The sequence below is a fragment of the Paenibacillus sp. J22P277 genome, from assembly GCF_059383675.1.
The window spans coordinates 288,170-314,219 of record NZ_JBXENS010000006.1 but is presented as its reverse complement, the minus strand read 5'-3'; the positions used below and the strand labels follow the sequence as shown (position 1 = coordinate 314,219).

Genomic DNA, 26,050 nt, shown 5'->3' with positions numbered 1-26,050 from the left:
TCGACATTTTTTTTAGAACCTAATAGAGATGCCTTTTACCGCGTCCATACTATTTTTGCGAGGGACAGAAGAAGCTGCCGACATCCAGCTCCCTCGGAAGGAGTGCACGAATGAAACGTCCAAATTTGATCGTCGTTTATTGCGACGATCTCGGTTACGGAGATCTGGGCTGTTACGGATCCGAAGAGATCCGCACCCCTCATCTTGACCGGTTGGCGAGCGATGGCGTCCGGTTCACGAATTGGTATTCGAACTCGCCGGTATGTTCGCCGTCGCGGGCTTCGCTGCTCACCGGCAATTATCCGGCCCGTACCGGGGTCGAAAGCATCTTGGGCGGCAAACGGGGAACGGCCGGATTGTCGAACGAGCAGAAGACGATCGCGACCGTCCTGAAGCCGGAGGGCTACCGGACCGGGCTGTTCGGCAAGTGGCATCTGGGCGTAACGCCGGAGCAAAGTCCCAACGCGCACGGCTTCGACGAGTTCTTCGGCTTTATGGCCGGCTGCGTCGATTATTATTCGCACATCTTCTATTGGCAGCAGGCGGGAGGCGTTGATCCGGTCCATGATCTATGGCATAACGGACGGGAGGTCTGGAGCAACGGCGATTACCTAACCGAGCTGATCACGTCGAAGACCGTCGCGTTCATCGAGGCGGAACAAGAGCAGGAGCGCGAGCAGCCTTTCTTCGCGTACGTGGCCTATAACGCGCCGCATTATCCGATGCATGCGCCGCAGAAGTACCTGGATCGCTTCCCCGATCTGCCGCCGGATAAAAGGATCATGGCCGCGATGATCTCGGCGGTGGACGACGGCGTCGGGGAGATCGTCGAGACGCTCAGAAGAACCGGCCAATACGAGAATACGGTCATTTTCTTCTCCAGCGATAATGGACCTTCGACCGAATCGCGCAATTATTTGGACGGTACGGAGGATCTCTATTACGGCGGCTCGGCGGGAATCTTCCGGGGGCATAAAGGAAGCTTGTTCGAGGGCGGCATTCGCGAGCCCGCGATCTTAGCCTATCCGTCGACGTTGGACGCCGGCCGCGTGGAGCATCGACCGCAGGCGATGATGGACCTGCTTCCGACGTTCCTGGAGCTGGCCGGCATCGCGCAGCCGTCGCACCCGCTCGACGGGCGAAGCGCAGCGCCGCTGCTTCTGCAGGGAAGCAGCCGGGAAGAGGGCCGGCACGAGCGATTGTTCTGGGCTTACGAAGGACAACTGGCCGTCCGCGAAGGAAACTGGAAGCTCGTTCTGAACGGAAAGCTGGACTTCGGCCGGGCGGTGCCGGATGCCGTGCATTTGTCCGATCTGGAGACGGACCCGGGCGAACGGATCAACGTGAGCGGGCAATTCCCGGACAAAGCGCGCGAGCTTCAAGAAGCGGTCACCCGCTGGTACGCGCAATTTCGGCCGGAGACGCCGGTTGCCGAGACGGAAGGATTATAGGGACATGAGTTGAAGTTTACTCAGAGCAGACCCCGACGGGCTGCTCTTATTTTCATTGCTTTAATTGACGAGCGCGAATATCTTTTACCACAAATCCGGTATACACATGACTTTGTTAATGATATATTTTCCTGTATATGGAATCTGAGTTTAGAAGGACGTGTAGGCAACGATTCAAAGTTAAGGACGACAGTTTGACTTGACGGAGGTAGCACAATGCGATTAATGGCGTGCCTATTGATCCTACTATTCATCGTAACCGGATGTTCCGCGGGAAGTCAGGCTACCGCGCCTGGCGGCAAGCCGGAACCTGCCCAGATGAAGCTGACGCCTGTTGATCTGTTCAAAGGGGACGCGGCGAAGTTTAAGCTCTTCCTCGGTCCGATGACCGGCGCCTTTCAATTAGCGTATGAAGGCGATAAACCCAATGCCAGCTTGGATATCGACATTTGGAAAAACGGACGGAAAGTAAGTGCCGCAGGTTCGATGGGGGATTTATTTTATAATCCGGAAGAACAGAAAGGGAGTCACGAAGTCGAGCTCGTGATCTCCATCGATACGGTAACCATTGAGGGAAAGAACCGGTTCAGTATGATTAAAGTGGGCACCGTGGGTCAATCGGGATCCAGCCTTTCTACGTTTACCATCCCGTGGGATGAAAAGCTGACCGCAAGAGGTTTGATCCAGGATGCGGAACCGCGTTCCTTTACGGCCGATCGGCCTGTTTATGTGTTTGGCATGCAGGCCACAAGTTCCAATGGCATCCAGACGGCCGACCTTTCGCCGGAATCGCTTGGCCAAACGGAGTGGGCGCTCGTGTTCACTTTGCGGTTCGAGTAAGAAGCGAGTAGGAGCGTCCGTTCGGTGAGGAAATCTCATCTAGTTTGAAGGAGTTGGATGCTCTTGGATGCTCCTAGATAAAAACAAAGGAGGCACGGATGAAAAAGCCTTTTCTTCGATCATTCATCGTAGGACTTCTATTCGTTTTGGTTTTTTATGCTTTTCAGATGATTTATGGGGTGATGCTTACCATGAACTATGTTCCGGACATCGTGGAGAGTTATGAGTCCGTTGATGCTTTACAACCTAAAGTCGCACTAGGACAGGAAGCTAACGGCGTGTGGAGCACGGCGCTAGAAGTAGCTGGTCCGATGCTGCTGGGCATCGTGGTTTATTATTCAAGTAGGTTCTTGCGAAGTAGAAAGAAATGAAAAGGGTAAAAGCGGGCGGATTATCAAAGAGTCAGCTGCGGTACTACAAAACATAGACCTGACGCCGCGCCCGCCATTTACATTTACGGAACCGAACCTGTCGAGAAACAGTCGCAAGCAACGGTTCCTAACTTATTCTCCCGCGTGTTCGAAAGATTTTTACTATAAGTTAACAGCTTAAAGTATTGACGTTAAACATGTAAAGTCCGTATCATATTTCTATCGAAAAAAGCGAACCGGTTTGCAAATCGATTCTTCCACGTGGATAGTTTCAAGCATGACGACCACCACAGACTAAACAGCAAAAGAGGACAATGCCCTGAACCTTAAAACGACGATCGTATTGAAACCACTACGTCCCGAGTTGATTGAAGATATACATGTAACAAACGAGCCGTTTACGCTCATCGGACGTGTCGTTCCTCAACTGCAGAACGGCAAATGGTCCTATGAAGAACAGCTGTTCGACGAACCGAAGGAGATACGCTTTCCCGACGATCAGTTGAACTGGAACGATTACATCGACAAAGAGAACAAGGCTTTGTTTTTGGCCTATGTCGGAACGACGTGTATCGGACAAATCCGGGTCGTTCGTGATTGGACCCGTTTCGGTTATATCGAGAACATCGCGACAACCCGGGCATACCGGCGAACCGGAGTCGGCAAGTTGCTGCTGGAACGAGCGGAAGCTTGGGCCAAGGACAAGCAACTAGCGGGCTTATCCCTGGAGGCCCAGGATGACAATCTCGTGGCGTGCCGATTTTATGAGAAGCACGGCTTCGTTCTCGGCGGAGCGGACTTGCTCAAGCATACGGGCACGGTCATTAATACAGCGCTATACTGGTACAAAATACTCGATGAGATAAGCTAACAGCGTTTGCCGGTGTTTGAAAAATTCATCGTATCGTACTTATTCCTAGGAGCGTCCATTGCGGGCGCTCTTTTCGTATACATCCGCACCTGTAGTTATTGATAAAATCCAAACCAAAATTCAATCGGATGAATAGACTGTTCTACTTCGTTCCTGCCGACATCACACTCCTTTGGCATCCGTGACTGCAGCGGATTAAGGTTCGGATCGCAGGCGCAAGCGACGAGCGTCAATAATCGTCGCACCTTAATCGATGCTGCCGATCGCCTTTCCTGAAGTGGTAGCGCTTGAGGAGGCCGCTAGGTGTCGTGCGGCAGCATCGATTAGTGTCCAGTCCATTGCCTGTAGATTTGCATAGATTATTCCTGATGCATTTATACGGGAAAGGGCGGAATTACTATGAAACAAAATCGCAAGCGCAGAGTCGTACCTGTGAGGAAAAGAACGATGGTCGAGAATGACCGAGCTCAGCAACGGATCGATTCAAACTTCAATGAGCTCGAATGGTTGGATGAGAAAAGGCCAATGAATCAAAAGGGGCGCAAGCCTAAGCATTAATTTCCCTCTTGCATGCCGAGCCGAACGCATATTCAAGTTATAAGAAGATCGTACGTTCGCATCGGAGGGGTTGCGCATGACAATCGATCGGTATATTAGGCGGTCACATGCATGACATCGGCAATCCGGATACGCATTTAGTCTACGTCTGCTGGATGATGCCGGCTATGCGTACGACGCGTAGACGGTGCCGACGGCCCGTATTGCCGGGTGGGCTTCGATTTCGAAAACATCCGCAGAAAAGCAAAAAGATCGAGCAGACTCGCGTTCTGCCGATCTTTTTGCTGTTTTCAGCCGATAATTTCAGCAAAACGCAAGTATAGCTGATCAATCAAAGACCCGCAAGCGCGGGCATTTCAAAATTGTCCTGCTTACGGGTCAATGTTTTTCGGCTTTGGAACCAAAGTCGGAAATGCTAGATCAGCTTGCCGGCCTGCAGCAGCTTGTAAAGAACGGTAGCAGCCGCTTCACGCGTCGTTGGAGCGGATGGACTGAACAACTTGGAACCGTTCAATTCCGCCCCTTCCATCAGACCCGCCGATGTAACGTAATCGATACTGTCTTTGGCGAAAGAACCAAAACTGCTTTCGTCTTCGTAAGCATTACGCGAACCGCCATTGTCGGCTTTAAGGCTCAAAAGCTTGCTTGCCTTCGTCAGCATAACTGCGAGCTCTTGGCGGCTAATAATGCCATCCGGGCGGAATGTACCGTCCGTGTAGCCCGTGATCAGGCCGGCAGCATAAGCAGAGCCGATCGAATCAGAATACCAAGCGGAGGCATCTACGTCCTTGAACGGCACTGGAGCAGCTGCGCTTAGACCCAAGCCTCGGGTAAGCATGGCAGCGAATTCAGCACGCGTTACTGATTTCTTAGGTGAGAAGGTCGTGTCGGTTATGCCATTAATAAGGAACTTCTCAGCGAGTGCTTGAATTCGAGATTGTGCCCAAGAAGTCGATATGTCGCTAAAGGCAACCACGTGCTTAGCAACGGCATATACCGAGAATCCAGGACGGTTCACAATAACCGTGGTGGTGCCGTCTGCATTCGCAGCGAACACGGCCGGAGCGGGAGCAACCTTTCCATTCTCGATGAACAGGACGCCTGATTTGTCAGTCTGGATACCTTTATCCAGCGTAAACGAGCGCTTAACGAACATGTTTGCAGGTACGTCAAGAGGTTTCACGGACGTACCGTTCACCACGTTGACTTCGAAGGAAACTGGAACGCCAACGACGGAGGTTCCTTTTCCTTCAGCCTCGAACTGGCCTGCTTGGTCTGAAGCGGAGCTAATGACAAGCTCAATGCCGCTGTCCGCAGGCACTGACTTCAGAAGGGAGAGCGGAAGCTCCACAGCAGAAGCCCCCGTGTTCAGGTACAACGTGCTGCCTTGCGGTGCTGCAGCCAATAGGGCAATTTGCGCAGCCGTCAGACTCAGCTTGGAAGCTTTGCCTTCCGCGGCATCCGCGTTAACGACGATCGCAAGCGGTGCAGTGCCCGTGCCAATGGCAGACTTCAGATCCGCATCCGTGACAGTCGCCACATCGGCTGCCGTTGTCGACTTCACCGTGACCGACTGAAGCCCTTGTCCAGTGATTGCCGTCAGCGCGTAAGCAGGAGCTGGTGCCGGTGCTGTTGGCGGCGTTGGCGTCGTTATCGGCGGCGGCGTTGTCGGCGGCGTCGACTTGTGCTGAACCGAGAACGTTGCGATGGCTACAGCCTCGCGAACGATGACGTTTTTGGAGAGATCGATCTTATCGGCTACTACGGCCAGTGAATAGGTTCCGTCTTTGAGTGTACCAGGATTTTCATTGCCATCCGCATCAAGCGGATAGGTTCCGTCAAAGCCTTTATACGAATAGCGACCAGGTTCAAACGGTTTGTTAAACGGTCCCTCCGCCTGCAGGTAGCCTACGGCTTGATCATTCAGATCGTCGATTTCCATATAATAAAAGTTGATGTCATCTGCGGCTAACTTGAAGGACACGTCGATCGAATCGTTCACTCCGTCGCCGTCGGGAGAGACAACCCGGCTAGACAGCTGAATATCCTGAACAGTGAATCCGCTATCCGGAACCTCTGTTCCTACGTGGACGACAAATGGAATGTGGAGGGTTGGCTTTCCTTCGGCCTTGAGGACGACATCCCCTTCGTACACGCCGTCAACTGCATCTGCAGCAGGCGCGACTTCCAGTGCGAACGTCTTTTTCTCGGAGGCAGCTGCAGTTACTGTCCCGTCTGTCAAACCAGTCAAACTGGCGTTGATCTTACTTACGTCCGGCGTTTCGATTGGATTGTAAGGATCTGAGGTTACTTCATCATGCAAGACCACCTCGGCCGTATACGTTACTTCCTCTGCAGATGTATTGTTAACTTGCAGGGTAATCGATTTGGCTGGATCGCCGGCCTTCATGATTCCGAAGCTGGCATTGTCGCCATAGTTCGTAACCTCATGCGGGTTCATGTTGATATCGAGCATTTGCAAACTTTCGACTGTCTCCAGAACAGCAGGGGTATCGATCGCTTTGGCAACATTTACGCGTCCTGCACCTTGCGAGTACACATCATATTGAATGCCTTCCTCATCGCTAATTTCATCCGCTGTATTCGCGAGAGCAGCACGGATCTCGAACGGAGTCCACTCCGGATGCTCCTGCTTCAGCAGAAGAGCCAGTCCGGCTACATGAGGAGTAGCCATACTTGTGCCGCTTATGCGCTCATAGGCTTCATCATAAGAGATAGTAGGGTCGTTCTTGCCATAAGCCGGCCAAGTGGACAATATATTAACACCTGGTGCAGCCAAATCCGGCTTGATTCCAAGCGTGCCGTCAGAGTTTGGTCCACGCGAGCTGAAAGTGGCCATATGATCACCAGCGAAGGTTTCAGAAGGATAATCAGCGCCTAATGAGAGCTTGATCGTCGAGCCCGGGGTCGCTTTAGCCAACCTGGCAATCGCTCGTCCGGTCGTTCCTTCCATATCGAAGGTAGGGAGGAAACTCAAGCTGTCTCCCAAGGAGGGGGTGTCAATCCACGAATCACGATCTTCGATCGATTCGCTTAAAATGGCTTCCGCGGTGTTGGGGTCAGTAGTAGTTGCATTGCCATTGAAGATAACAACAGCTTTTGCACCGTTCTCTTTCGCTATCGCAATCTTATCCACGAAAGCAAGTAAGCCGCGCGAAACGAAAGCGATTTTGCCTGTGACGTCTTTGTTGGCATAATCTTTATCGGCGCCAAGTCCGACATATACGGCTTCCTGTTCGTCGGTTCCTAAGATGGAAGCGAAGTCTTCCTGGCCTGTCCGCCAGCCTATTACATTTAAGCCTTGGTCTTGATAGACCGTGCCCGCTGCCGTCCCATCTTCATTGTAAACTGCACCAGTTACGGTAGCTGTATACTGCTTGCTCGGGCTGTCCACGGCGCCGACCGAAATGGCCAGTTGGCTCGATGCCGGAGAACCCATCGAATAGTAATAAGACTCGGGATTTTCGCCTGCGTTACCATTAGCCACAACTGCAGTGACTCCAGCCAGCACGGCATTATTAATCGCAATCGCATCCGGAGAGAAGTTATCCTTGGCAGCATCAGAGCCTAGCGACAGATTGATAACATCCATGTGATCTTTAACCGCATGTTCGATCCCGTCGATGACTTGTGCAGTGGAACCAGAGGATCTACCGGATTCAGCGTCATAGCCAAGTACTTTATACACATGTAGTTCGGATTCGTATGCCACGCCTTTTTGTACGATGTCGGATGCAGGATTCACGCCTCGGCCAGCGATGGTCCCAGATACGTGAGTACCATGTTGAGTTCCTGCGTTGCCTGTAGTTTCATCAGGAATCTCTTCGTAAGGATCCTCCGTATTGAAGTAGGAATCATGACCGCCTACGTATGCATCCACCAGATCCGGGTGAACGTAATCAACGCCCGTATCAATGACGCCGATTTTAATGCCTTTTCCGGTAAGTCCCTTCTCCCAAGCCGCCGGTACGCCGATCTGATTCAACGGATCGATATCGCATTTGCAGTCAGGGGAAGTTGCAGAAGGCGTCGCTTTCGCATCGGGGATCGCGTAATATGTACGGTTTTCGTAAATGGATTTTACCCCGGGCAGCTTCGCCAGGTTCGGAATCTGATTGGCCGGCAATTCTACTTCCATCCCGTTAAGCACCGTGTCGTACTGATAGGTTACTTGAATCGGGATGCCGCTATTCCTGGCGCTCGCGATGAAACTAGTATGCTGACGCTGAATAACGCTTGTTGTCGCTTCTGAATCGAAAGAATTAACGCCCATCCTGGAGGCATAATTCCCTTCGGCGATGGAGGCTCCTTTCATTTGAACGATTACTTTCACCTTATCGGCGGACGTAGTGTTTAAACGAGGAGAGATGAGCGGGCCCGTGTTGGGCTGAAGCTCTGCTGCAGACGGCTTGCTTTGGAGCAGCTTGCTGATCAGCTCGGGTGAAAGCGTTGATTGCTGGCCTCCAGCTGCATGCGCAGCGAACGGCTGGAACAGAAGAAGCGTGGACATAGTTGCGGTGAGAAGAGCTTTGTTAAGAGATTTCTGCAATCGGATACCTTCTTTCTAAAATAGTGAGATTGACTACCGTCTGGGAATAAATGGACATGATGGTTTGTTTAAATATTTCGCTAAACATCCTTAAAATCCTTTTCACAATCTTAATAGTCTAAAAATTCTAATATAAATATAGCGTAAATGTTAAAAGCAGAAATAGACCTGCAGCAACATAGCCGCCGGTCTACCTTAATGATCGTCTGTCATGACTAGTAATGCTTTTATTAGCCTTTGGGTTGCTTCTTTTAATAGCATGGAAAGCCGTCAGGTTCTTTGAATCGTTACCTTGCTGGATAAAAGCACTTATTGGGTGCCCGTTCGTTTATCGATCTTGCCGCGACAGTTGGTTCTTGCCGATCAAAATCTTGAAGTCCACCGTGACTCGCGGCAAAGGCATTTCTCGAACTTTGTCCAAGCGTTCCCTCGATGTGCCCCAGGATAATGGCGTCATGCCAAGCAAAGGTTCGATTAACGGTTCACTCAGGGTTACTTGATAGCGAATGCTTTCCACGTCCGTGATCTCAAAATGTGCGTTAAAATGGTCCAGCGTGCGCGCATTCGAATACACCTGTTTGTTCGATCCCTCGTAAAAAACTTCTCTAAGTTCCTTTAGATAATCCCGTTCGGGAATGACCTTAATCACTATGCCGTCATCCATGATCAGTCTCTGGAATTCCGAATAGTTAGCTGGCGATAGAATGTTAAGGATGAATCGGAATTGCCGATTTGCAAATGGACAGTTCGCAATATCCGCAACGCACCAAGTTGCATTCGAATATTCGGCCGCAGCGAAACTGATACCCTCCTTAGAAATATCGATTCCAATACCCAATGGAGGGATGATTTTGTTTCGCTTTATTTCTTCTTGAATGTGAAATAAGTGAGAGCCTTCTCCGCACCCTGCATCCAGCAAGCTTGCAGGATCATTGGCTGGAAGGTGATTGCGTATTATTTTGCTTACCGCTGCATGCAAGGGACCGAAAAAACCGCTTCTGCCGACTATTCTTCTGTATGCGAAGATTTTTTTCGCATAGTTCGTTTTATTGGCGCGAGACAATAAGTTGATATATCCCTGCCTGGCTATATCAAAACAATGCCCGTTGCCGCAACATAAACTTTGCAGATTCATGATTTGCATCTGCTCTTTACAAATCGGACATCTAAATATCTTCTGAAATCGTTCAATAGCAGCTGCGCGCATCAGCTTTTTACTTTTCGTATTCACAAAAAAGCACCCCGTTCATTCGTAATAGGTGAATGAAAAAAGGCGCAGTCAAATACACCCGGGCAGATTTCGAAAAAAGCCGGGTTACGTGATCTGCACCTTACATTACCTGTAACGAATGAATTGGATGATCATCGTAAAACTCTCCCTCATCGGTAACGCATTTAAAGCGATCTCATTATAACATATTCCGCAATCCAAGCTTGCAATCGCGAGCGGGTTACCAAGCGACTCAACAGCGAAGCGAATCAGACCCGTCGGTGGATAAATATTGTCTTCGCCATCTGCCTGCGGTCTACCGAACGACGCAATGTTGAAAACAAAATGTAAGCAAGTGCCGCAAGAGATTCGCACTACGATCAATAGAAACGTTTCGATCAAGTAGAAACAACCTCTTGAATACGCTTTATTTATCGGATATAATCAAATCGAAACGTTTCTCCTCATGATTTCGATTGCAATAATGACCTAAAATGTGGATATTATGCGCCTGATCGAAACGTTTCACCGAATTTTTCGAGGTTCGGCAAACCGTAATAATGGTAAAAAATACAGGACATAATGAGGGGAGGAAAACGCTTCTGGGGCCTGACCGCCCTAACGAAGTGAAAGCGCAAGCAAGGATCGTGTCCATTATAACTGAGCTTATCGAGAGGGGTTTTCTTGTATGAAAAAAACGATGACATTGATAACGGCCGGCGTGCTGACCGTAGGTATGCTCGCAGGGTGCGGAGCGAAAGACGACAATTCAGCGGGCGGCACGAACGAGGGAGGCGGCGCTTCGAACGAGAAAGTCACCCTGACCGTATGGGGCATGGGCGAAGAAGCGAAAACCTTGCCGAAGTTCGCGGACGAATTCACGAAAGAAAACCCGAACATCAAGGTGAACGTGCAGGCGCTGCCTTGGGATCAAGGCCACGACAAGCTGCTGACTGCAGTCGCGTCCAAGAAAGGTCCGGACGTCGTCCAAATGGGCTCGTCCTGGGTGGCGGAATTCGCGGATGCCGGCGTGCTGGCCGATCTGTCTCCGTACGTTACGCAATATCCCGAGCTGAATCCAGACAACTTCTATCCGGGCGCGGTCGAAGCCGGCAAGTACAACGACAAGTACGTCAGCTCGCCGTGGTACGTCGAGACCCGCGTATTGTTCTACCGCACGGACATGCTGAAGAGCGTCGGCTTCGACAAGGCTCCCGCAACCTGGGACGAGCTGTCCGACGCCGCTCAGAAGCTCACGAAAGCCGGCGGAAGCGGCAAGTACGGCATGAGCATCGATCCGAAGGAGCAATCCCTGGGCTTCATGTTCGCCCGCCAGAACGGCGCGAACTGGTTCACGTCGGACGGCAAGCCGAATTTCAACGATCCGAAATTCGTTGAAGCGGTCTCGTACGTCAACAGCTTCTATCAAAACGGATCCGCGCCGAAGGATCTCGGTCTCGACATTGTTCCGGCCTTCAAAGAAGGCATCCTGCCGATGTTCATCAGCGGTCCATGGATGATCAAATTGATCCAGGATCAAGCGCCTGAGATCAACGGCAAATGGGCGCTCGCCGTGCTGCCGAAGAAAGAAAACAACATGTCGGTGCTTGGCGGCTCGAACCTGTCCATCTTCGAGTATTCGAAGAACAAGGATGCCGCGGCCAAATTCGTCGCCTACATGAGCAAAGCGGAAACCCAGCTGAAATGGATGGATTCCACGAGCTCGCTGCCGGCCGTCACGTCCGCTTGGGACGACGACAAGCTGAAGAACGATCCGAACTATCAAGTGATCGGCGAACAATTGAAGACGGCGCAGCCGATGCCGGTTCTGAGTTCTTGGGCGCAGGTCGGCGACAGCTACCTGAAGCACTTCGAAGTCATTTACCGCAGCAACGCGGACGTGAAGAAGGAAATGGACAGCTTCAACGCGGACGCGGCCAAACTAATGAAGTAACGCGATAAGCTTTCCAGGTGCGGGAATCGTCTTCCCCTCCCGTTGAAGCAGACCGGCCGCATGCGGCCGGCCTGCTCTATATATGCCCCAGGCATGAAGAAGGAAGTGAGATTTCCGGATGAAAGGTTTCCTGAATAGACAAGCCCCTTATGTGTTCATCGCGCCAACTTTGATCCTGCTTACCTTGTTCTCTCTCGTCCCCATCGTGGTGGCCCTTGTGATCAGCCTCACCGACATGGACCTTGGAGGACTCGCGAATTTCGATTCGATCAGCTTCATCGGGTTTGACAACTATGCCGAGGTGTTGACGGATCCCGTCTTCATGAAGTCCATTCTCAACACGCTGTTCTACGTCGTGATCGGCGTGCCGCTGGTCATCTTGTTCTCGCTTGCCGTCGCGCTGTTGATCAACCTGGGCACGTCCCGGATTTTCAAGGCCTTTCGCGTTGTCTACTATCTCCCGTCCGTGACGAACATCGTAGCCGTCGCGGTCGTCTGGAGTTATCTCTATAATCCGTCTCTCGGCCTATTCAACTACCTGCTCAACGCGGTCGGTCTGCCGGACGTGCAATGGCTCACGCAGCCGACGACTGCCAAGCTGTCGCTGATCCTGCTGGCGCTGTGGAAAGCGGTCGGCTTGAACATGATTATTTTCATCGCGGCGCTGCAGGGAATACCGAAATCTTACTACGAAGCCGCCCAACTGGACGGCGCCAGCCTGTGGCAGCAAGTGACGAAGATCACGATTCCGATGCTGCGATTCGCCATCTTCTTCGTGTCCATCACGACGATGATCGGCTGGCTGCAGTTCTTCGAGGAACCGTTCGTCATGACGAACGGCGGGCCGCTGGACGGCACGCTGTCCGTGTCGCTGTTCATTTACCAGAACGGCTTCAAGTTCAACAACTTCGGGTATGCGGCGGCCGGTTCGTTCGTGCTGTTCGTCTTTATCATTGCCATTACGCTCATTCAGCTCAGGCTGCAAAAAAACGAGTCCGACATGACTTAACGATGCGGGGAGATCATTATGAGTAAATCAATTGCCGTGAAGAAAGGTAGCCCGGACGCGCAGCAGGGCGGCCGGCTCTTCCAATGGATTTCCGTCGTCGTGCTGAGCATCGGCGGCCTCTTCTTCCTGCTGCCTTTCTTTTGGATGATCATGTCGTCGTTCAAGCCGGAGAGCGAGATCGTGCAGATTCCGCCTACGCTGTGGCCGTCCCACTTTACGATGAAAAGCTTCAAGGATTTGTTCGAAAACATGAATTTCGGCGTGTACCTGAAAAACACGCTGATCATCGTCCTGTTCTCGTTCGTCGGCCTGCTGCTTAACGCCGTGGCGGGCTTCGGCTTCGCCAAGTACGACTTCAAGGGCCGGAACGGACTGTTCCTCCTGGTGCTCGCGACGATGATGATCCCTAGCCAGGTCACGATGATTCCGGTCTACCTCATCCTGAACTCGATGGGGTTGACGAATACGATGACGGGGATCGTGCTGCCGGGGTTCGTCGGGGCGTTCGCGATCTTCTTGTTCCGCCAGTTCATGTCGACGATTCCGACGGAGCTGCTGGAAGCGACGCGGCTGGACGGCGCGAGCGAATACCGGATCTTCCTGCAAATCGCGCTGCCGATCTCGAAGCCGATCCTCGCGGTACAGGCGATCCTGACGTTCATCGCCGGCTGGAACAGCTTCCTCTGGCCGCTGATCATCGCGAACGACGAGAGCCTGTATACGTTGTCCGTCGGCTTGTCGCTGCTCAAGGGGCAGTACGCGTCGAACTTCGGCCTGCAGATGGCGGGCGCCACGTTCATGGTTGCTCCGGTCATCGTGCTGTTCACGTATTTCCAGAAGCATATTATCGAGAACTTCAGCATTTCCGGCATGAAATAAACCCTTACGCGGTTGGAAAGCAGGTGCTATGACGATGTCCGCTGCTGCTCCGAAACGACCTAATATTTTGTTTATCATGTCGGACGACCACGCTTCGCATGCGATCGGCGCCTATGGCAGCCGCATCAACAAGACGCCTCATTTGGACCGGCTGGCGGACGAAGGGATGCGCTTCGACAATTGCTTTTGCACGAATTCGATCTGCGCGCCGAGCCGCGCGACGATATTGACCGGGACGTACAATCATATCAACGGCGTCAAGACGCTCGGCGACGACCTGGACGGACGGCAAGTCACGTTTCCGAAGCTGCTGCAGGCAAGCGGCTATCAGACGGCGATCGTCGGCAAATGGCATCTGGGCCACGGCGGGCATTACGATCCGACGGGCTTCGATTATTGGAGCGTGCTGCCGGATCAAGGCGAATACCGCAATCCCGATTTTATCGAGATGGGCACGGCGAAGAAGTTCGAAGGCTATGTCACCGATATCATTACGGACAAGTCGCTGGATTGGATCGCGAACCGCGACCCGGAGCGACCGTTCATGCTGATGTGCCATCACAAAGCGCCGCATCGCCACTGGGAACCGGACGAGAAGCATAAGCATCTCTACGAGGAGACCGAGATTCCGGAGCCGGAGACGTTCAACGACGATTATGCGACGCGCGCGCAGGCGGCCGTGCGGGCGAAGATGCGCATCGACGATCTGAACGAGCTCGATACGAAAGGCCCGCCTCCGGAAGGGCTGACGCCGGAACAGGTTCGCAAGTGGAAGTACCAGCGGTACATCAAGGACTATCTCCGTTGCATCGCCTCTATCGACGACAACGTCGGCCGCATGCTCGATTACCTCGACGAGCAGGGGCTGGCGGAGGACACGATCGTCATTTATACGTCCGACCAAGGCTTCTTCCTGGGCGATCACGGCTGGTTCGACAAGCGGTTCATGTACGAAGAATCGCTGCGGATGCCGTTCCTGATCCGGTACCCGCGGGAGATTCGGGCCGGCAGCGCGAGCGGCGCGATGATTCTGAACACGGACTTCGCACCGACCTTCCTTGAGTACGCGGGTCTGCCGGTACACGAGCGGATGCAAGGCTTCAGCATTCGGCAGCTCCTGCGCGGCGTCGTGCCGGACGGCTGGCGGACGTCGATGGTCTACCGCTATTGGATGCACCTGGACGGCAGCCACGAAGTCTATGCGCACTATGGCATCCGGACGCATCGTTACAAGCTGATCTATTATTACGCAGAGGCGCTGGGCACCACGGATTCGCGGGACGAACCCCGGCCGCCGGAATGGGAGTGCTTCGATCTGGAACAGGATCCGTACGAGCTGAACAACGTCTACGGCCAGCCGGATTACGCGGGCACGATCGCGGCCTTGAAGCGGGAGCTGGAGCGGCTGATGGACGACGTGCAGGACGAGTACGTTCACGATTAGCATGAAGACGCCGGCGATAGATGCGGCGATTCGTTGCATAGAGATACAAGCGGATAGGAATCAAGAACATGGGAGGGAGCCCGGAGATGAATACTGAGCAGCGAACGACAACGTTTCCCGTGCAAACGGATGGGCTGGTCTTTACGTTCCTGGAGAGCGGCGACCTGCGGGACATGCAATACGAAGGCATCATGGTTAACCAAATCATGTCGAACCCGCTGGACGGATCGATGAATAATATTTATTTGCGCGTGCGCGAGAAGGGGCGGATCGTCTCCGCGCCGCTGCTTGGCGTGCGCTCGGGCAGCCGGGTCAGCGCGTCGGACCGGCGCGTCGTCTGGAGCGGGGAAGCGCTCGGCGTGGGGTATCAAGTGACGTTGACGCTCATGCCCGGCTTGATCTGGTTCTGGGACGTCCGGCTGACCGGCGACGGCGTCGAGGCGGACGTCGTCTACGGCCAAGATCTCGGACTGGCCGACGTCGGCGCGGTCCGCGCGAACGAAGCGTACATGTCCCAGTATATCGGCCATACGGTATTTCATGCGGAGGATACGGGGTACGCGGTGTGCTCGCGGCAAAACCAGCCGATGTCGTCCGGCTTCCCGTACATCCAGCAAGGATCGTTGACCCGCGCCGTCGGATATTCGACGGACGGCTTCCAATTCTTCGGCCTCTCGTACAAGGAGACGAACGTACCGGAAGCGCTTGGCCGCGACCGCTTGGACAATGCCGTCTATCAGTATGAATTCGCGTATACCGGGCTCCAGTCGGAGACGGCACGGCTAAGCGGCGAATCCGCGTTCGTGTTCTACGGCTTGCTGCGGCCGAATCACGCGGAAGCGGTCGGAGAGCTTGAATACCGGGATGAAGTGCGGGCCGCTTGGGTGCTGGCGCAAGCCGAATTCGACGAAGACGCGGCGAAGGAACTCCGTCCGATCGGGCCGCGCGTGTCGTGGAGCGATACGATCGGCGAGCCGCTGCGAAGCCAGTCGCTCTCGATGGACGAGATCGACGCGCTCTTCCCGGTCCGTCTGCAGGAAGAGCGCGACGGGGAAGAGCTGCTCTCCTTCTTCACGGGGACGTACGAGCATATCGTGCTGAAGTCGAAGGAGCTGCGCATGGAGCGTCCGCACGGGCATATCCTGATGAGCGGCGACAATGCGCGGATGAACGAGCATGTGTTGTCCTCGACGAACTACATGTACGGCATCTTCCACTCGCAGGTGACGGCAGGCAACACCTCGTTCAATAAATTGATGACGAACGCGCGCAACGCGCTCAACGTGCCGAAGACGTCGGGACAGCGGATCTACGCGGAGGTAGACGGCAAGTACCGTTTGCTCGCGATGCCGTCCTTGTACGAGATCGGCTTTAACTACGCGCGCTGGCATTACGTATTGGCGGACGATACGCTGGTCGTGACGGCATGGACCAAATCCGATTCGCCGGAGCTGGCGCTCGAGGCCGTCTCGAAGACGAACAAGGCGTATCGCTTCCTCGTGACCAGCCAAATGACGATGAACGACAAGGAGTACGAGCTGCCTTGCCTGCTCGAGCGCGACGGAGACGAACTCGTCTTCCGCGCCCATCCCCAATCGCTGAGCGCAAGCGCGTATCCGGAGCTGAATTTCCGCCTTCGCGTGACGGGAACGGACATGCAGGTTCTGGACGAACGGGCGCTCGCGCCGGAAGCGGCGGCGGGCTCCGCTTCGCTGACGGTGCTGGCGCTCGACGCGACCCGCGGCTGGAGACTGACGATCGCGGGCAATCTGGAGGCGGCCGCCGCCAAGGCGGGAGCCGTAGACGAACGGCAGCCGGCGGAGACGGATATCGAGCAATATCGTTCGTTCCTGTCGTCGGTCATGAACGACTTCCGATTGTCGCATGAATCGGAGGCAAAGGCGCGGGAGCTGGAGAAGTTCAACGTGCTGGCGTGGTGGTACACGCATAACATGCTCGTCCATTACTCCGTTCCGCACGGCCTCGAACAATACAGCGGCGCCGCTTGGGGCACGCGCGACGTCTGTCAGGGGCCGGCGGAATATTTCATGGCGACGGGCAAGTACGAACAGGTCAAGGAAATCCTGAAGACGGTCTATGCGCACCAGTACAAGGAAGACGGCAATTGGCCGCAGTGGTTCATGTTCGACCGGTATTACCGGATCCAGCAGGAAGAGAGCCACGGCGACATTATCGTCTGGCCGCTGAAGGTGCTGGGCGATTATTTGCGGGTGACGGGCGATTTCTCGATCTTGGAGGAACGCGTGCCGTATTCCGCCCATACGGGCGAGCTGACGGAAGAGACCTTCACCGTTCTCGACCATGCGCGCAAGGAACTGCAGTATATCAAGGATCGCTTCCTGCACGGCACGCGCCTGTCCGCCTACGGGGACGGCGATTGGGACGATACGCTGCAGCCGGCGAACGCCAAACTGAAGCAGTATATGATCAGCAGCTGGACCGTGTCGCTGACGTTCCAGACGTTATCCCAGCTCTCCGGCGCGTTGTCGGGCCAAAGCGGAGCGCTTGCCGAGCTGGCGGCTGAGCTGAAGGAGCTGGCCGAAGGCATCAAGACGGACTTTCACCGTTACTTGGTGAAGGACGGCGTCATCTCCGGCTTCGCCTATATGGAAGAGCCGGGCCGCATCGAACTGATGCTGCATCCGAGCGACGGCAAGACCGGCATCGCGTACCGCTTGCTGCCGATGACGCGCAGCATGATCGGCGAGCTGCTGGACGCCGACGAGGCGGAATCGCATTACCGCCTCATCAAGCGAGAGCTGTACTGCCCGGACGGCGTACGCCTGATGAACCGCCCCGCGGACTACGCGGGCGGCGTCAGCACGCGGTTCAAGCGCGCCGAGCAGGCGGCGAACTTCGGCCGCGAGATCGGCCTGCAGTACGTGCACGCGCATATTCGCTTCGTCGAAGCGATGGCCAAGCTCGGCAAGCGCGACGAAGTGTGGAAGGGCCTCGCGATGATCAATCCGGTCGGATTGCGCGACGTCGTGCCGAATGCGGACTGGCGCCAGAGCAACGCGTACTTCAGCAGCTCGGACGGCAAGTTCCCGGACCGCTATGCGGCGCAGGAAGGCTTCGGCAAGCTGCGCACGGGCGAGGTGCAAGTGAAGGGCGGCTGGCGCATCTACTCCAGCGGCCCCGGGATCTACATGAACCAGTTGATCTCGAACGGCCTCGGCATCCGTCAAGAAGGCGGGGATTTGGTACTTGATCCCGTGCTGCCGGCGGATATGAACGGGCTCCGTTTCCGCTTCCGATGGAACGGCAGGCTGATCGCGTTCCGCTACGACATCGGCGGCGAGACGGTGACGGCCGTTACCGTGAACGGCAAGCCCGTGCACGCGGCCGAACACGCGAACCGGTACCGCCACGGCGGCGTGCGGATCGGCCGCGAGGCGTTCGAAAGTTTGCTGGCCGACGGCCTGAACGAAGTCGTCATCCGGCTGTCATAAAAATTATTCGGCGGCGATGGGGGGAGTTCGTTCCCCATCGCCGAATTTATTCCATGAAGCGATCGAGACAAGAGAGCGAGCAGTGAAGATAGGAGCGATAGCTGTGGTCAGCATTAAAGACATTGCCAAGCAATTGGGGGTATCAATCTCGACCGTATCTTACGCGCTGAACGGAAATCCCAAAGTCACGGAAGAAACGAGGGAAAAGATCCTGACCGTGGCCAAGGAGCTGAATTACGTGCCGAACGCGGCCGCGAGGACGCTGAAGAAGCGGGAGACGCGCATCATCGGCGCGTTCCTGACGACCTTCGAGGGGGCTTTCTACGGCCAGCTTCTTCAGGGCATGAAGGAAGAGATGAACAAACGGGGGTACGATCTCGTCATCTGCAGCGGGGTGCAGTCGCACCGGATGCTATCGGAAGGCACGCTGGACGGCGCGATCGTCCTGGACAGCCTGTTCACGGATCAGGAGCTGCTGCTTCACGCGGGGCGGAACCATAAGCTGGTCGTGCTGGACCGGGAGCTGAGCCATCCGAACATCGTGCAGGTGCTTCTGGACAACAAGGCGGGCGCCACCTTCGCGACGGAGTACCTGATCCGGAAAGGGCATAAGAAGCTGTATGCCGTGACCGGTCCCGAGGGCTCGTTCGACTCCGAGCAGCGGCTTGCGGCCGTCCGCCAAACGGTGGAACGCAACGCTCCGCTGCAGTATGCCGAGATTCCCGGCAACTTCGACAAGGAGAGCGGGGCGGCCGCGGTGGCGCGCATCCTCGGCGAATACGACGGGCCGGCCGCCGTATTCTGCCTGAACGACGAGATGGCGATCGGGGTATATCAAGCACTGAAGAATACGCCGTATCGCATCGGGGAGCATCTCCACGTGGTCGGCTTCGACCACATCGACATCTCCGACTACATGCAGCCGCGTCTCGCGACCGTCGACTATTCGGAGCGGCGCTGGGGCGCGGTGGCCGCCGAGCAGCTCATCAAGCTGATCGCGGGCGAAGGCGCGGAGCATGAGCGCATCTACGTCTCGCTGATCGAAGGCGAATCGGTGCAGCAGGCATAAATAAGTTCGAAAGCGCGAAGCGCGCAGGACCTTTGGGGTCTTGCGCGCTTTTTTTGCTTTCTATCACAACTTCCAACGCATCAAGCAGCAAAACGAGCGCGATAGCCCGCCCGCGCGCGAGATTGGTCGGCAAAGTAGCCGATTTGGTCGTATTGTTCGCTTGAGGAGCTTGGACGGGAGCATTAAAATGATACTGATTCGAGGCGGAGCCCGCTTGAAGCCGGGCAAAGCCGACTATTCCGCGCTTAGGACGATCGGGCGTTCGGGGAGGTAGCCGTGAAAGCATCGTCGGGTTGGAAGGAAGCGGAATCGTGATGCCTTTGCGCGGATGAAGCCGCGGACGGCAAGCATGCGCCATTATGTAAACGGTAACAAAACAGTCGGAAGCGAATCTGAGGAGGTTTCTTACCATGACAGGCACGGAACACCGAGCAACGAGATTCAGCAGGCCGCCCGCCGGGCCGAAAAAATACATGGCCCTGCTGGCGCTGACGGCGCTCCTGCTCTCGCTGCTCGCGCCGGCGTTCGGCCGGACCGCGCACGCGGCAGCGGACACGACGCTTTACGCGCAGGACTTCGAAGGCGTCGACGCCGGACAATTGCCGGACGGCTGGACGGTAACCGGCAACGCGAACGGCAGCTCCGCCGGGGTTGACGCGGACGCGGACGGCAATAAAAGCCTGACGATGGTACAAGGCAGCGGCAACGTCGCGCTCGATCAGACGGCCAAGCTCGTCTTGGCGTCGCCGATCACGGGCACGGCATCCATCGAGCTGAAGGTAATGGCCGGGCAACTGGAGAAATCCGACGATTTCCTCACGCTCAAGGACAGCCAAGGCCATACGATAGTCGGTCTGCTGTTCGACAGCAAATGGAATGACGACACCGGCAAGTATTTGGCGGTGCGCGCCGGCAGCGGCTGGAATAACCTGGCTCCTTATGCGGCCGGCCAATGGTACGACATCCGGATCGATGTCGACCTGGCGGCGCAGACCTCGAACATCCGGATCGACGGCGCTGCGGTCGAGAAGGGGACGAACGTTGCTTTCGAGCAAGCGGCGGCCGATATCGCGTCGCTGGAGTCGACGACGCATCAATACCAAGCGGGCGTTTTCCATGTCGACGACATCCTCGTGACGAAGCCGTCCGGCGCGGCGCCGACGGCCAGTGCCGTAACGGTCACCGGCTCGCGCGCCGTCGGTCAGACGCTGACCGGCAGCTACGCGTACTCGGATCCCGAAGGAGATGCCGAAGCGGGAACGACGTTCAAGTGGTACGCCGGCACGGCGGCCGACGGCTTCGACAAGACGGCGATTGACGGCGCGACGGCCGTCACGCGCATGGTGGCGGCGGAAGACGTCGGGAAGTTCCTGTTCTTCGAGGTGACGCCGGCCAACGCGGGCGGAGCCGGAACCCCGGCGCTCAGCCCCGCGGTCCAAATCGCGGCGGCGGATAACGAGTCGCTGCTGAGCGGCGGCGCGATCGAGGCGGAAGTGTCCGCCGGCAAGTTTGCGCCCGCGGCGTACGCGGACGGACTGGAGAGCGGTTTCGACGGCGACTTCGGCAAATGGCAGACGTTACCCGGCATGACCGCGCCGAGCAATGCCGCGCAGAATAAAGTGTCGGGCTGGAGCGGGATGGACGATACGTCCTTCGAGGCGCGCTTCGCCTATAACGCTTCTACCTTCTATCTGGGCGTCAAAGTAAAGGACGACGTACACGACCCGCTGCCCGGAGGCTCGAACTGGTCCGCGGACGGCATTCAATTCGCCTTCGCCGAGGGCTCGTCCCGTACCGAATTCGGCATCGCGGCCGGCAATAACGGCAGCGCGGATATCCAGCGCTACGCGGACGGCAGCGCGATCTTGCCGGCGAGCGCCGTCCAAGCCCATGTCGCGCGATCGGAGCAGAATAAGGAGACGATCTACGAGCTGGCCATTCCATGGGGCGCCGTCCGCTCCGGCGCGCCGTCGGCGGGGCAGGCGATTCCGTTCACTCTGCTCGTGAACGACAGCGACGGCGGCGGCCGCAAGGGCTACGTCGAGTGGACGCCGGGCATCGGCAGCTCCAAGGACGTGACGGGTCTCGGGAAAGTGGAGCTGCTCAAGCAGGATCAGACCTGGACTTCTTGGCTGAAGGGCATCGCTTCGGTCAACGCCGGCGACAGCGCGCAATACACGCTCGATATCCTGAACGTCGGCGACGATGCGGCGAGCTTGAAGCTGGATATCCCGGCCGCGGGCATCGCGTCGGAGGAAGTTTCCATTCCGGCGGGCCAGCTGTTCAAGAAGAGCTTCTCCGTACAGGTGGACAATACGATGGACATCGCGGCGACGATTACCGAACCGTCCGCCGGCAAGTCGCGCACGGAAACCTTCCACGTGGACGCGGTCAAGAACAAGGACCAGCTCACGGCCGAATTCGTTAACATCCGGGACGTGCTGATTCCGAATCTGCAGGCGAAGATGGAGCAAGCGGCGCAGGCCGGGATCGCGACCGACTACGAGAAAGTCAACCAGACGGTCATCGAGGATATGTACGCGTACGGCATGGAGGATATCGATCACGATGACCTGCCGAGAGCCGAATATATCGCGAACGCGCTGAAGCAGCTCTATCAGCAGGCAATGGACGATCTGGATGCCTACTTGGCCGGAACGGCCGATTCCAAGGGACCCGTAGCCCGCTACCAGACGGGCCGCACGGCGATCGACGGCTACACGATCAAAGGCAACACGACGGCAGGCGAGAATAAGCCGCTCATCTTCAGCGGCTACGGCATGTTCGAGCAGGCGACGAAGGATATTCCGTTGTTCCGGGACTTGGGCAACAACATCATCGATTTCAACATTTATCCGTCGGAAACGATCAAGAAAGCCGGCCTGGCCGGCTGGTCCACCTATTCGCAGAAGTCCGCGAAGTTCGCCTTGGACCGCGCCGCGGCCCATACGGGGAACGCATCGCTCCAGGTATCGAGCACGGATGCCGGTCACTCCAGCATCCTCTATCAGCTGCTGACGCTGAAGCCGAATACCAACTACAATCTGTCCGCCTGGGTCAAGACCGACGGCTCGCCGCAAGCGTACATGTTCTCCAATCATAACGGTTGGACGACGTCTCCGATCGCGGATACGGACGATTGGCAGCAGCAGCAGTTCAGCTTCACCACCGGCGCGAACGAGAACAGCCTGCAGGTCGGCGTGTTCGTCAACGAGCCCGGCTCGGTATGGGTGGACGATTACGTCATCACGGAAGAAGGCGCCTCCGATAACCTCATGGCGAACCCGGGATTCGAGGAAGGCTCGGGCAACGACAGCTTCTTCGTCGTGGACGATTCGTACGTGGTGAACAATGTCGTTCCCGCGCTGGAGAGCGCCGAACGGCATAATATCGGGGTCAACATCGAGATGGCGCCGCAAGGCTTCCCGGACTGGATCTTCCAAGAGTACCCGGACACCAAGATCCCCGACAACTACGGCTTCCTCAAGATCGATATCGAGAATCCGCGCGTCCAGGAGGTCATGAAGGCCCATATCGACGCCATCATGGAGAAGGTGAAAGATTCGCCGGCGCTTCAGGCGGTCAATCTGTCCAACGAATCCGAATACATCACCAACGAAGGCACGTACAACACGGCCAAATGGCGGGAATACGAAGAGACGCTGTACGGCACGATCGATGCCTTGAACGCGATGTACGGCACGTCGTATGCGGATTTCGGCGAGATTTCCGTGCCCGATATGACGAACGTCGCCGGCTCTGCCTTATACTTCGATTATTTGACCTTCAAGAACGAGCGCTTGACCGCGTTCCATAAAATGATGGCCGACGAGGTGCACAAGTACGCGCCGGATCTTCCGGTGCACGTGAAGCTGATGGGCTTCGGCGTGACGAACAACGACCTGATGCTCCGAGGCGGCAAGGACTTCGAGCAAATGGCCGCGGCTACCGAGATGACGGGCCTCGACGGCGGACCCGAGTACGGCAGCGGACCCGACCGGTTCGCCGAGTACGTCGGCATGCTCGACATGGCGACGTCCATGAAGGAACAGCCGACCTTCAATTCGGAGAACCACATCATTTCCGACGGCGAAACCAAGTATTCGCCGGACATCGCCAAATGGGTGTCCAACTGGATCTGGGACGGCGCGCTTCACGGCACGGGAGCGTCCGTGATCTGGGTATGGCAGCGCGACTATGCCACGGATTACTTGCAGGGCAGCATCCTGAACCGTCCGGATGCCGTCGCGGATGTCGGTCATGCGTCGCTTGACCTGAACCGCCTGGTCGACGAAGTGTCGGCCTTCCAGAACGACGACGCCAAGGTCGGCGTATTGTTCTCGATGACGCCGCGGCTGTACGCGCCGGATTATTACAGCACGCTGACCAAGGCATACACGGCGCTCAGCTACAACGGCAACAAGGTCGGCTACGTGACCGAAGATCAAATCAACGACGCGGTGAACGGCAAGCTCGGCCAATACAAGCTATTGGTTCTGCCGGAGGTCAGCAATCTGTCCGCCGCGACGCTCGCCAATATCCGGCAATGGGAAGAGCAGGGCGGACGCGTCGTCCTGATCGGCGACCAGACCAAGCTGATCAAGGCGGACGAACATAATTTGCCGCTGTCCGCGGAAGATCGCGATGCGGTCTTGAACAGCGCGAACACGACCCGGATCGATTCCAATCCGAAGATCGACGATATGCGCACCGATTTCTTCGGGTTAATGCATCAGCTCGGTCTCGATAAGGTGATCGTCTACGACGCCGGCACGAATCAGCCTGCATCCCAGGTGGAATGGCGCACGGCCGTGAACGGGAACGACAGCCTGCTCAGCCTGGTGAATTACGGCAATACGGACAGATCGCTGTACGTGAAGGTGAACGGCGAACAAGTCACGCCGGTCAAAGAACTGATCGCGAACAAGGATAACGCATCGGCGACGCTGGCGCTCGGCGGCTTCGCGCATGCTTTGTACGTGCTGCCCGGGAACGCGGATAACCCGGATACGGGCAACCCCGGAAGCGGGCCGACGGTCATCGTCAATCCCGGCAGCGCCGACGGGACGGTCGCGGTGAATGCAGACGAGTTGAAGCCGGACGCGGACGGAACCGTCGGCATTCAAATTCCGGACGGCACCAAGGAAGTGCGGCTTCCGTCCAATGCGGGGGATCTCCTCGGCAGCGCATCGCTCCAGCTGACCGCAAGCAAGCTGGCCATGACCATCGATCCGTCCGTGCTGAAAGCATTGGCGGCGCTTGTCCCGGCCGACCAACTGCCGGATGCGCGCATCTCGCTCGTCATTCAGGCGCTGACCGACGGGGAAGCGAAAGCCTTGACGAACGATCCGTCCGGATCGAACGCCGTCATGAAGGCGGCGGGCAACGCATACCGATTCGAGCTCGCGATCGTCGCGAAGGACGGCAAGTCGAGCAAGCTTGACCGCTTCGGGAAGCCGGTGAAGGTCACGCTGCCTTATGCCGACGGAGCCGACGAGAACCTGCTCGGCGTCTATGCCTACGATGAAGCAACGAAGACGTGGGACTATATCGGCGGCACGGTGAACAGCGCCAGCCATGAAGTGACGGCAGAGCTGTCTCACTTCAGCAGCTACGCGGTGTTCGAATACAAGAAGACGTTCCTCGACGTGCCCGCTTCCCATTGGGCTTACGACGCCATCGGCAAGCTCGCGGCGAAGCACATCGTGAACGGCGTGTCCGAGACGAGTTACGCGCCGCTGAAGCAGGTGACCCGCGCGGAATTCGCCGCGCTGCTCGTCCGGACGCTGGGACTCTCGTCCTCCGGCGCGTCGCCGTTCGGCGACGTGGCCGGCGGCGCCTGGTACGCCGGCGATGTGGCCGCGGCGTACGAAGCGAAGCTGATCAACGGCAGAACGGCCGTCGTTTTCGCGCCGAACGACTTCATTTCCCGCGAGGAAATGGCGGCGATGCTCGTGCGCGTCCATGAATTCAAGACGGGCAAGCAGGCGACGGAAGGCGACGCGGGCCTGACGGACATGGCGCAGGTATCCGTTTGGGCGCTCGACGATGTCAACGCGGCCGTCAAGACGGGCTTGATGAACGGAACCGGCGCCGGGGCCTTCGCTCCTGCCGCCGCGACGAGCCGCGCGGAAGCCGCGCAGGCGATCGTCAATCTGCTGGCATTGATCCCGTAATATTCATTGCGATCGGAGCAGCCGCTCATTCCCGGCCGGGGATGGGCGGCTGCTTCTATTCTGTTTCTGTTAAGGAAGCCGGTTCGCGTTCCTTCAGTCGGAGGGGGCTGCGGAGGCTCTGCCTGACCGCAGCCTTACGTTTAGACAGCGCATATGAATTTCTATATAATGGAAC

At 56.4% G+C, this 26,050-nt stretch carries 13 protein-coding genes; 11 read left to right on the top strand and 2 right to left on the bottom strand.

Translation table 11 applies throughout. The features are described from left to right. The first annotated feature begins 110 nt into the window (after positions 1-110). From AC50YL_RS22260 to AC50YL_RS22245, 4 genes are all read left to right on the top strand, one after another. The gene (locus tag AC50YL_RS22260) at positions 111-1,451 is read left to right on the top strand and encodes a sulfatase-like hydrolase/transferase (RefSeq protein ID WP_494834813.1); all 1,341 of its coding nucleotides are present in this window, start codon (positions 111-113) and stop codon (positions 1,449-1,451) included. A gap of 216 nt (positions 1,452-1,667) precedes the next feature. After that, positions 1,668-2,291, top strand: a complete 624-nt coding sequence (locus AC50YL_RS22255; protein ID WP_494834812.1) for a hypothetical protein — start codon at positions 1,668-1,670, stop codon at positions 2,289-2,291. A 98-nt stretch (positions 2,292-2,389) separates the two neighbouring features. Beyond that, positions 2,390-2,662, top strand: a complete 273-nt coding sequence (locus AC50YL_RS22250; RefSeq protein WP_494834811.1) for a hypothetical protein — start codon at positions 2,390-2,392, stop codon at positions 2,660-2,662. A gap of 343 nt (positions 2,663-3,005) precedes the next feature. Beyond that, a complete protein-coding gene (locus tag AC50YL_RS22245; protein WP_494834810.1) occupies positions 3,006-3,533 on the top strand; it encodes a GNAT family N-acetyltransferase in 528 nt (175 codons plus the stop codon). Positions 3,534-4,506: 973 nt separating this feature from the next. Here AC50YL_RS22245 and AC50YL_RS22240 read toward each other — a convergent pair. Further along, positions 4,507-8,661 carry a S8 family serine peptidase gene (locus AC50YL_RS22240; protein ID WP_494834809.1) on the bottom strand — a complete coding sequence of 1,385 codons (4,155 nt, stop codon included), beginning with the start codon at positions 8,659-8,661 and terminating at the stop codon, positions 4,507-4,509. A gap of 328 nt (positions 8,662-8,989) precedes the next feature. Beyond that, positions 8,990-9,892 carry a putative RNA methyltransferase gene (locus tag AC50YL_RS22235; RefSeq protein WP_494834808.1) on the bottom strand — a complete coding sequence of 301 codons (903 nt, stop codon included), beginning with the start codon at positions 9,890-9,892 and terminating at the stop codon, positions 8,990-8,992. Positions 9,893-10,559: 667 nt separating this feature from the next. On the opposite strand from AC50YL_RS22235, the gene AC50YL_RS22230 reads away from it, so the two are divergent. The 7 genes from AC50YL_RS22230 to AC50YL_RS22200 all read left to right on the top strand — a co-directional run bounded on the left by AC50YL_RS22230 (position 10,560) and on the right by AC50YL_RS22200 (position 25,875). Next, positions 10,560-11,825 carry a sugar ABC transporter substrate-binding protein gene (locus AC50YL_RS22230; protein ID WP_494834807.1) on the top strand — a complete coding sequence of 422 codons (1,266 nt, stop codon included), beginning with the start codon at positions 10,560-10,562 and terminating at the stop codon, positions 11,823-11,825. Positions 11,826-11,943: 118 nt separating this feature from the next. Continuing rightward, positions 11,944-12,834 (top strand): carbohydrate ABC transporter permease, encoded by an 891-nt coding sequence (locus AC50YL_RS22225; protein ID WP_494834805.1) that lies wholly within the window; start codon positions 11,944-11,946, stop codon positions 12,832-12,834. 18 nt (positions 12,835-12,852) lie between these two features. After that, positions 12,853-13,713 (top strand): carbohydrate ABC transporter permease, encoded by an 861-nt coding sequence (locus tag AC50YL_RS22220; protein ID WP_494834804.1) that lies wholly within the window; start codon positions 12,853-12,855, stop codon positions 13,711-13,713. Between the two features lie 34 nt (positions 13,714-13,747). After that, positions 13,748-15,157: a sulfatase family protein gene (locus AC50YL_RS22215; protein WP_494834802.1), complete on the top strand. Its 1,410-nt coding sequence runs from the start codon at positions 13,748-13,750 to the stop codon at positions 15,155-15,157. Positions 15,158-15,243: 86 nt separating this feature from the next. After that, on the top strand, positions 15,244-18,630 hold the full coding sequence (locus AC50YL_RS22210) for a GH36-type glycosyl hydrolase domain-containing protein (RefSeq protein WP_494834801.1): 3,387 nt from the start codon (positions 15,244-15,246) through the stop codon (positions 18,628-18,630). 103 nt (positions 18,631-18,733) lie between these two features. Next, complete coding sequence (locus AC50YL_RS22205) at positions 18,734-19,699, top strand: LacI family DNA-binding transcriptional regulator (protein WP_494834800.1); 966 nt, start codon at positions 18,734-18,736, stop codon at positions 19,697-19,699. A gap of 410 nt (positions 19,700-20,109) precedes the next feature. Continuing rightward, positions 20,110-25,875: an S-layer homology domain-containing protein gene (locus tag AC50YL_RS22200; protein ID WP_494834799.1), complete on the top strand. Its 5,766-nt coding sequence runs from the start codon at positions 20,110-20,112 to the stop codon at positions 25,873-25,875. Positions 25,876-26,050: the final 175 nt, after the last annotated feature.

What these genes read in the sequence shown, in the direction of transcription:
- AC50YL_RS22260 (WP_494834813.1), top strand. Translation starts at nt 111, where the DNA reads ATGAAACGTCCAAATTTGATCGTCGTTTATTGCGACGATCTCGGTTAC.
- AC50YL_RS22255 (WP_494834812.1), top strand. Translation starts at nt 1,668, where the DNA reads ATGCGATTAATGGCGTGCCTATTGATCCTACTATTCATCGTAACCGGA.
- AC50YL_RS22250 (WP_494834811.1), top strand. Translation starts at nt 2,390, where the DNA reads ATGAAAAAGCCTTTTCTTCGATCATTCATCGTAGGACTTCTATTCGTT.
- AC50YL_RS22230 (WP_494834807.1), top strand. Translation starts at nt 10,560, where the DNA reads ATGAAAAAAACGATGACATTGATAACGGCCGGCGTGCTGACCGTAGGT.
- AC50YL_RS22225 (WP_494834805.1), top strand. Translation starts at nt 11,944, where the DNA reads ATGAAAGGTTTCCTGAATAGACAAGCCCCTTATGTGTTCATCGCGCCA.
- AC50YL_RS22220 (WP_494834804.1), top strand. Translation starts at nt 12,853, where the DNA reads ATGAGTAAATCAATTGCCGTGAAGAAAGGTAGCCCGGACGCGCAGCAG.
- AC50YL_RS22215 (WP_494834802.1), top strand. Translation starts at nt 13,748, where the DNA reads ATGTCCGCTGCTGCTCCGAAACGACCTAATATTTTGTTTATCATGTCG.
- AC50YL_RS22210 (WP_494834801.1), top strand. Translation starts at nt 15,244, where the DNA reads ATGAATACTGAGCAGCGAACGACAACGTTTCCCGTGCAAACGGATGGG.
- AC50YL_RS22200 (WP_494834799.1), top strand. Translation starts at nt 20,110, where the DNA reads ATGACAGGCACGGAACACCGAGCAACGAGATTCAGCAGGCCGCCCGCC.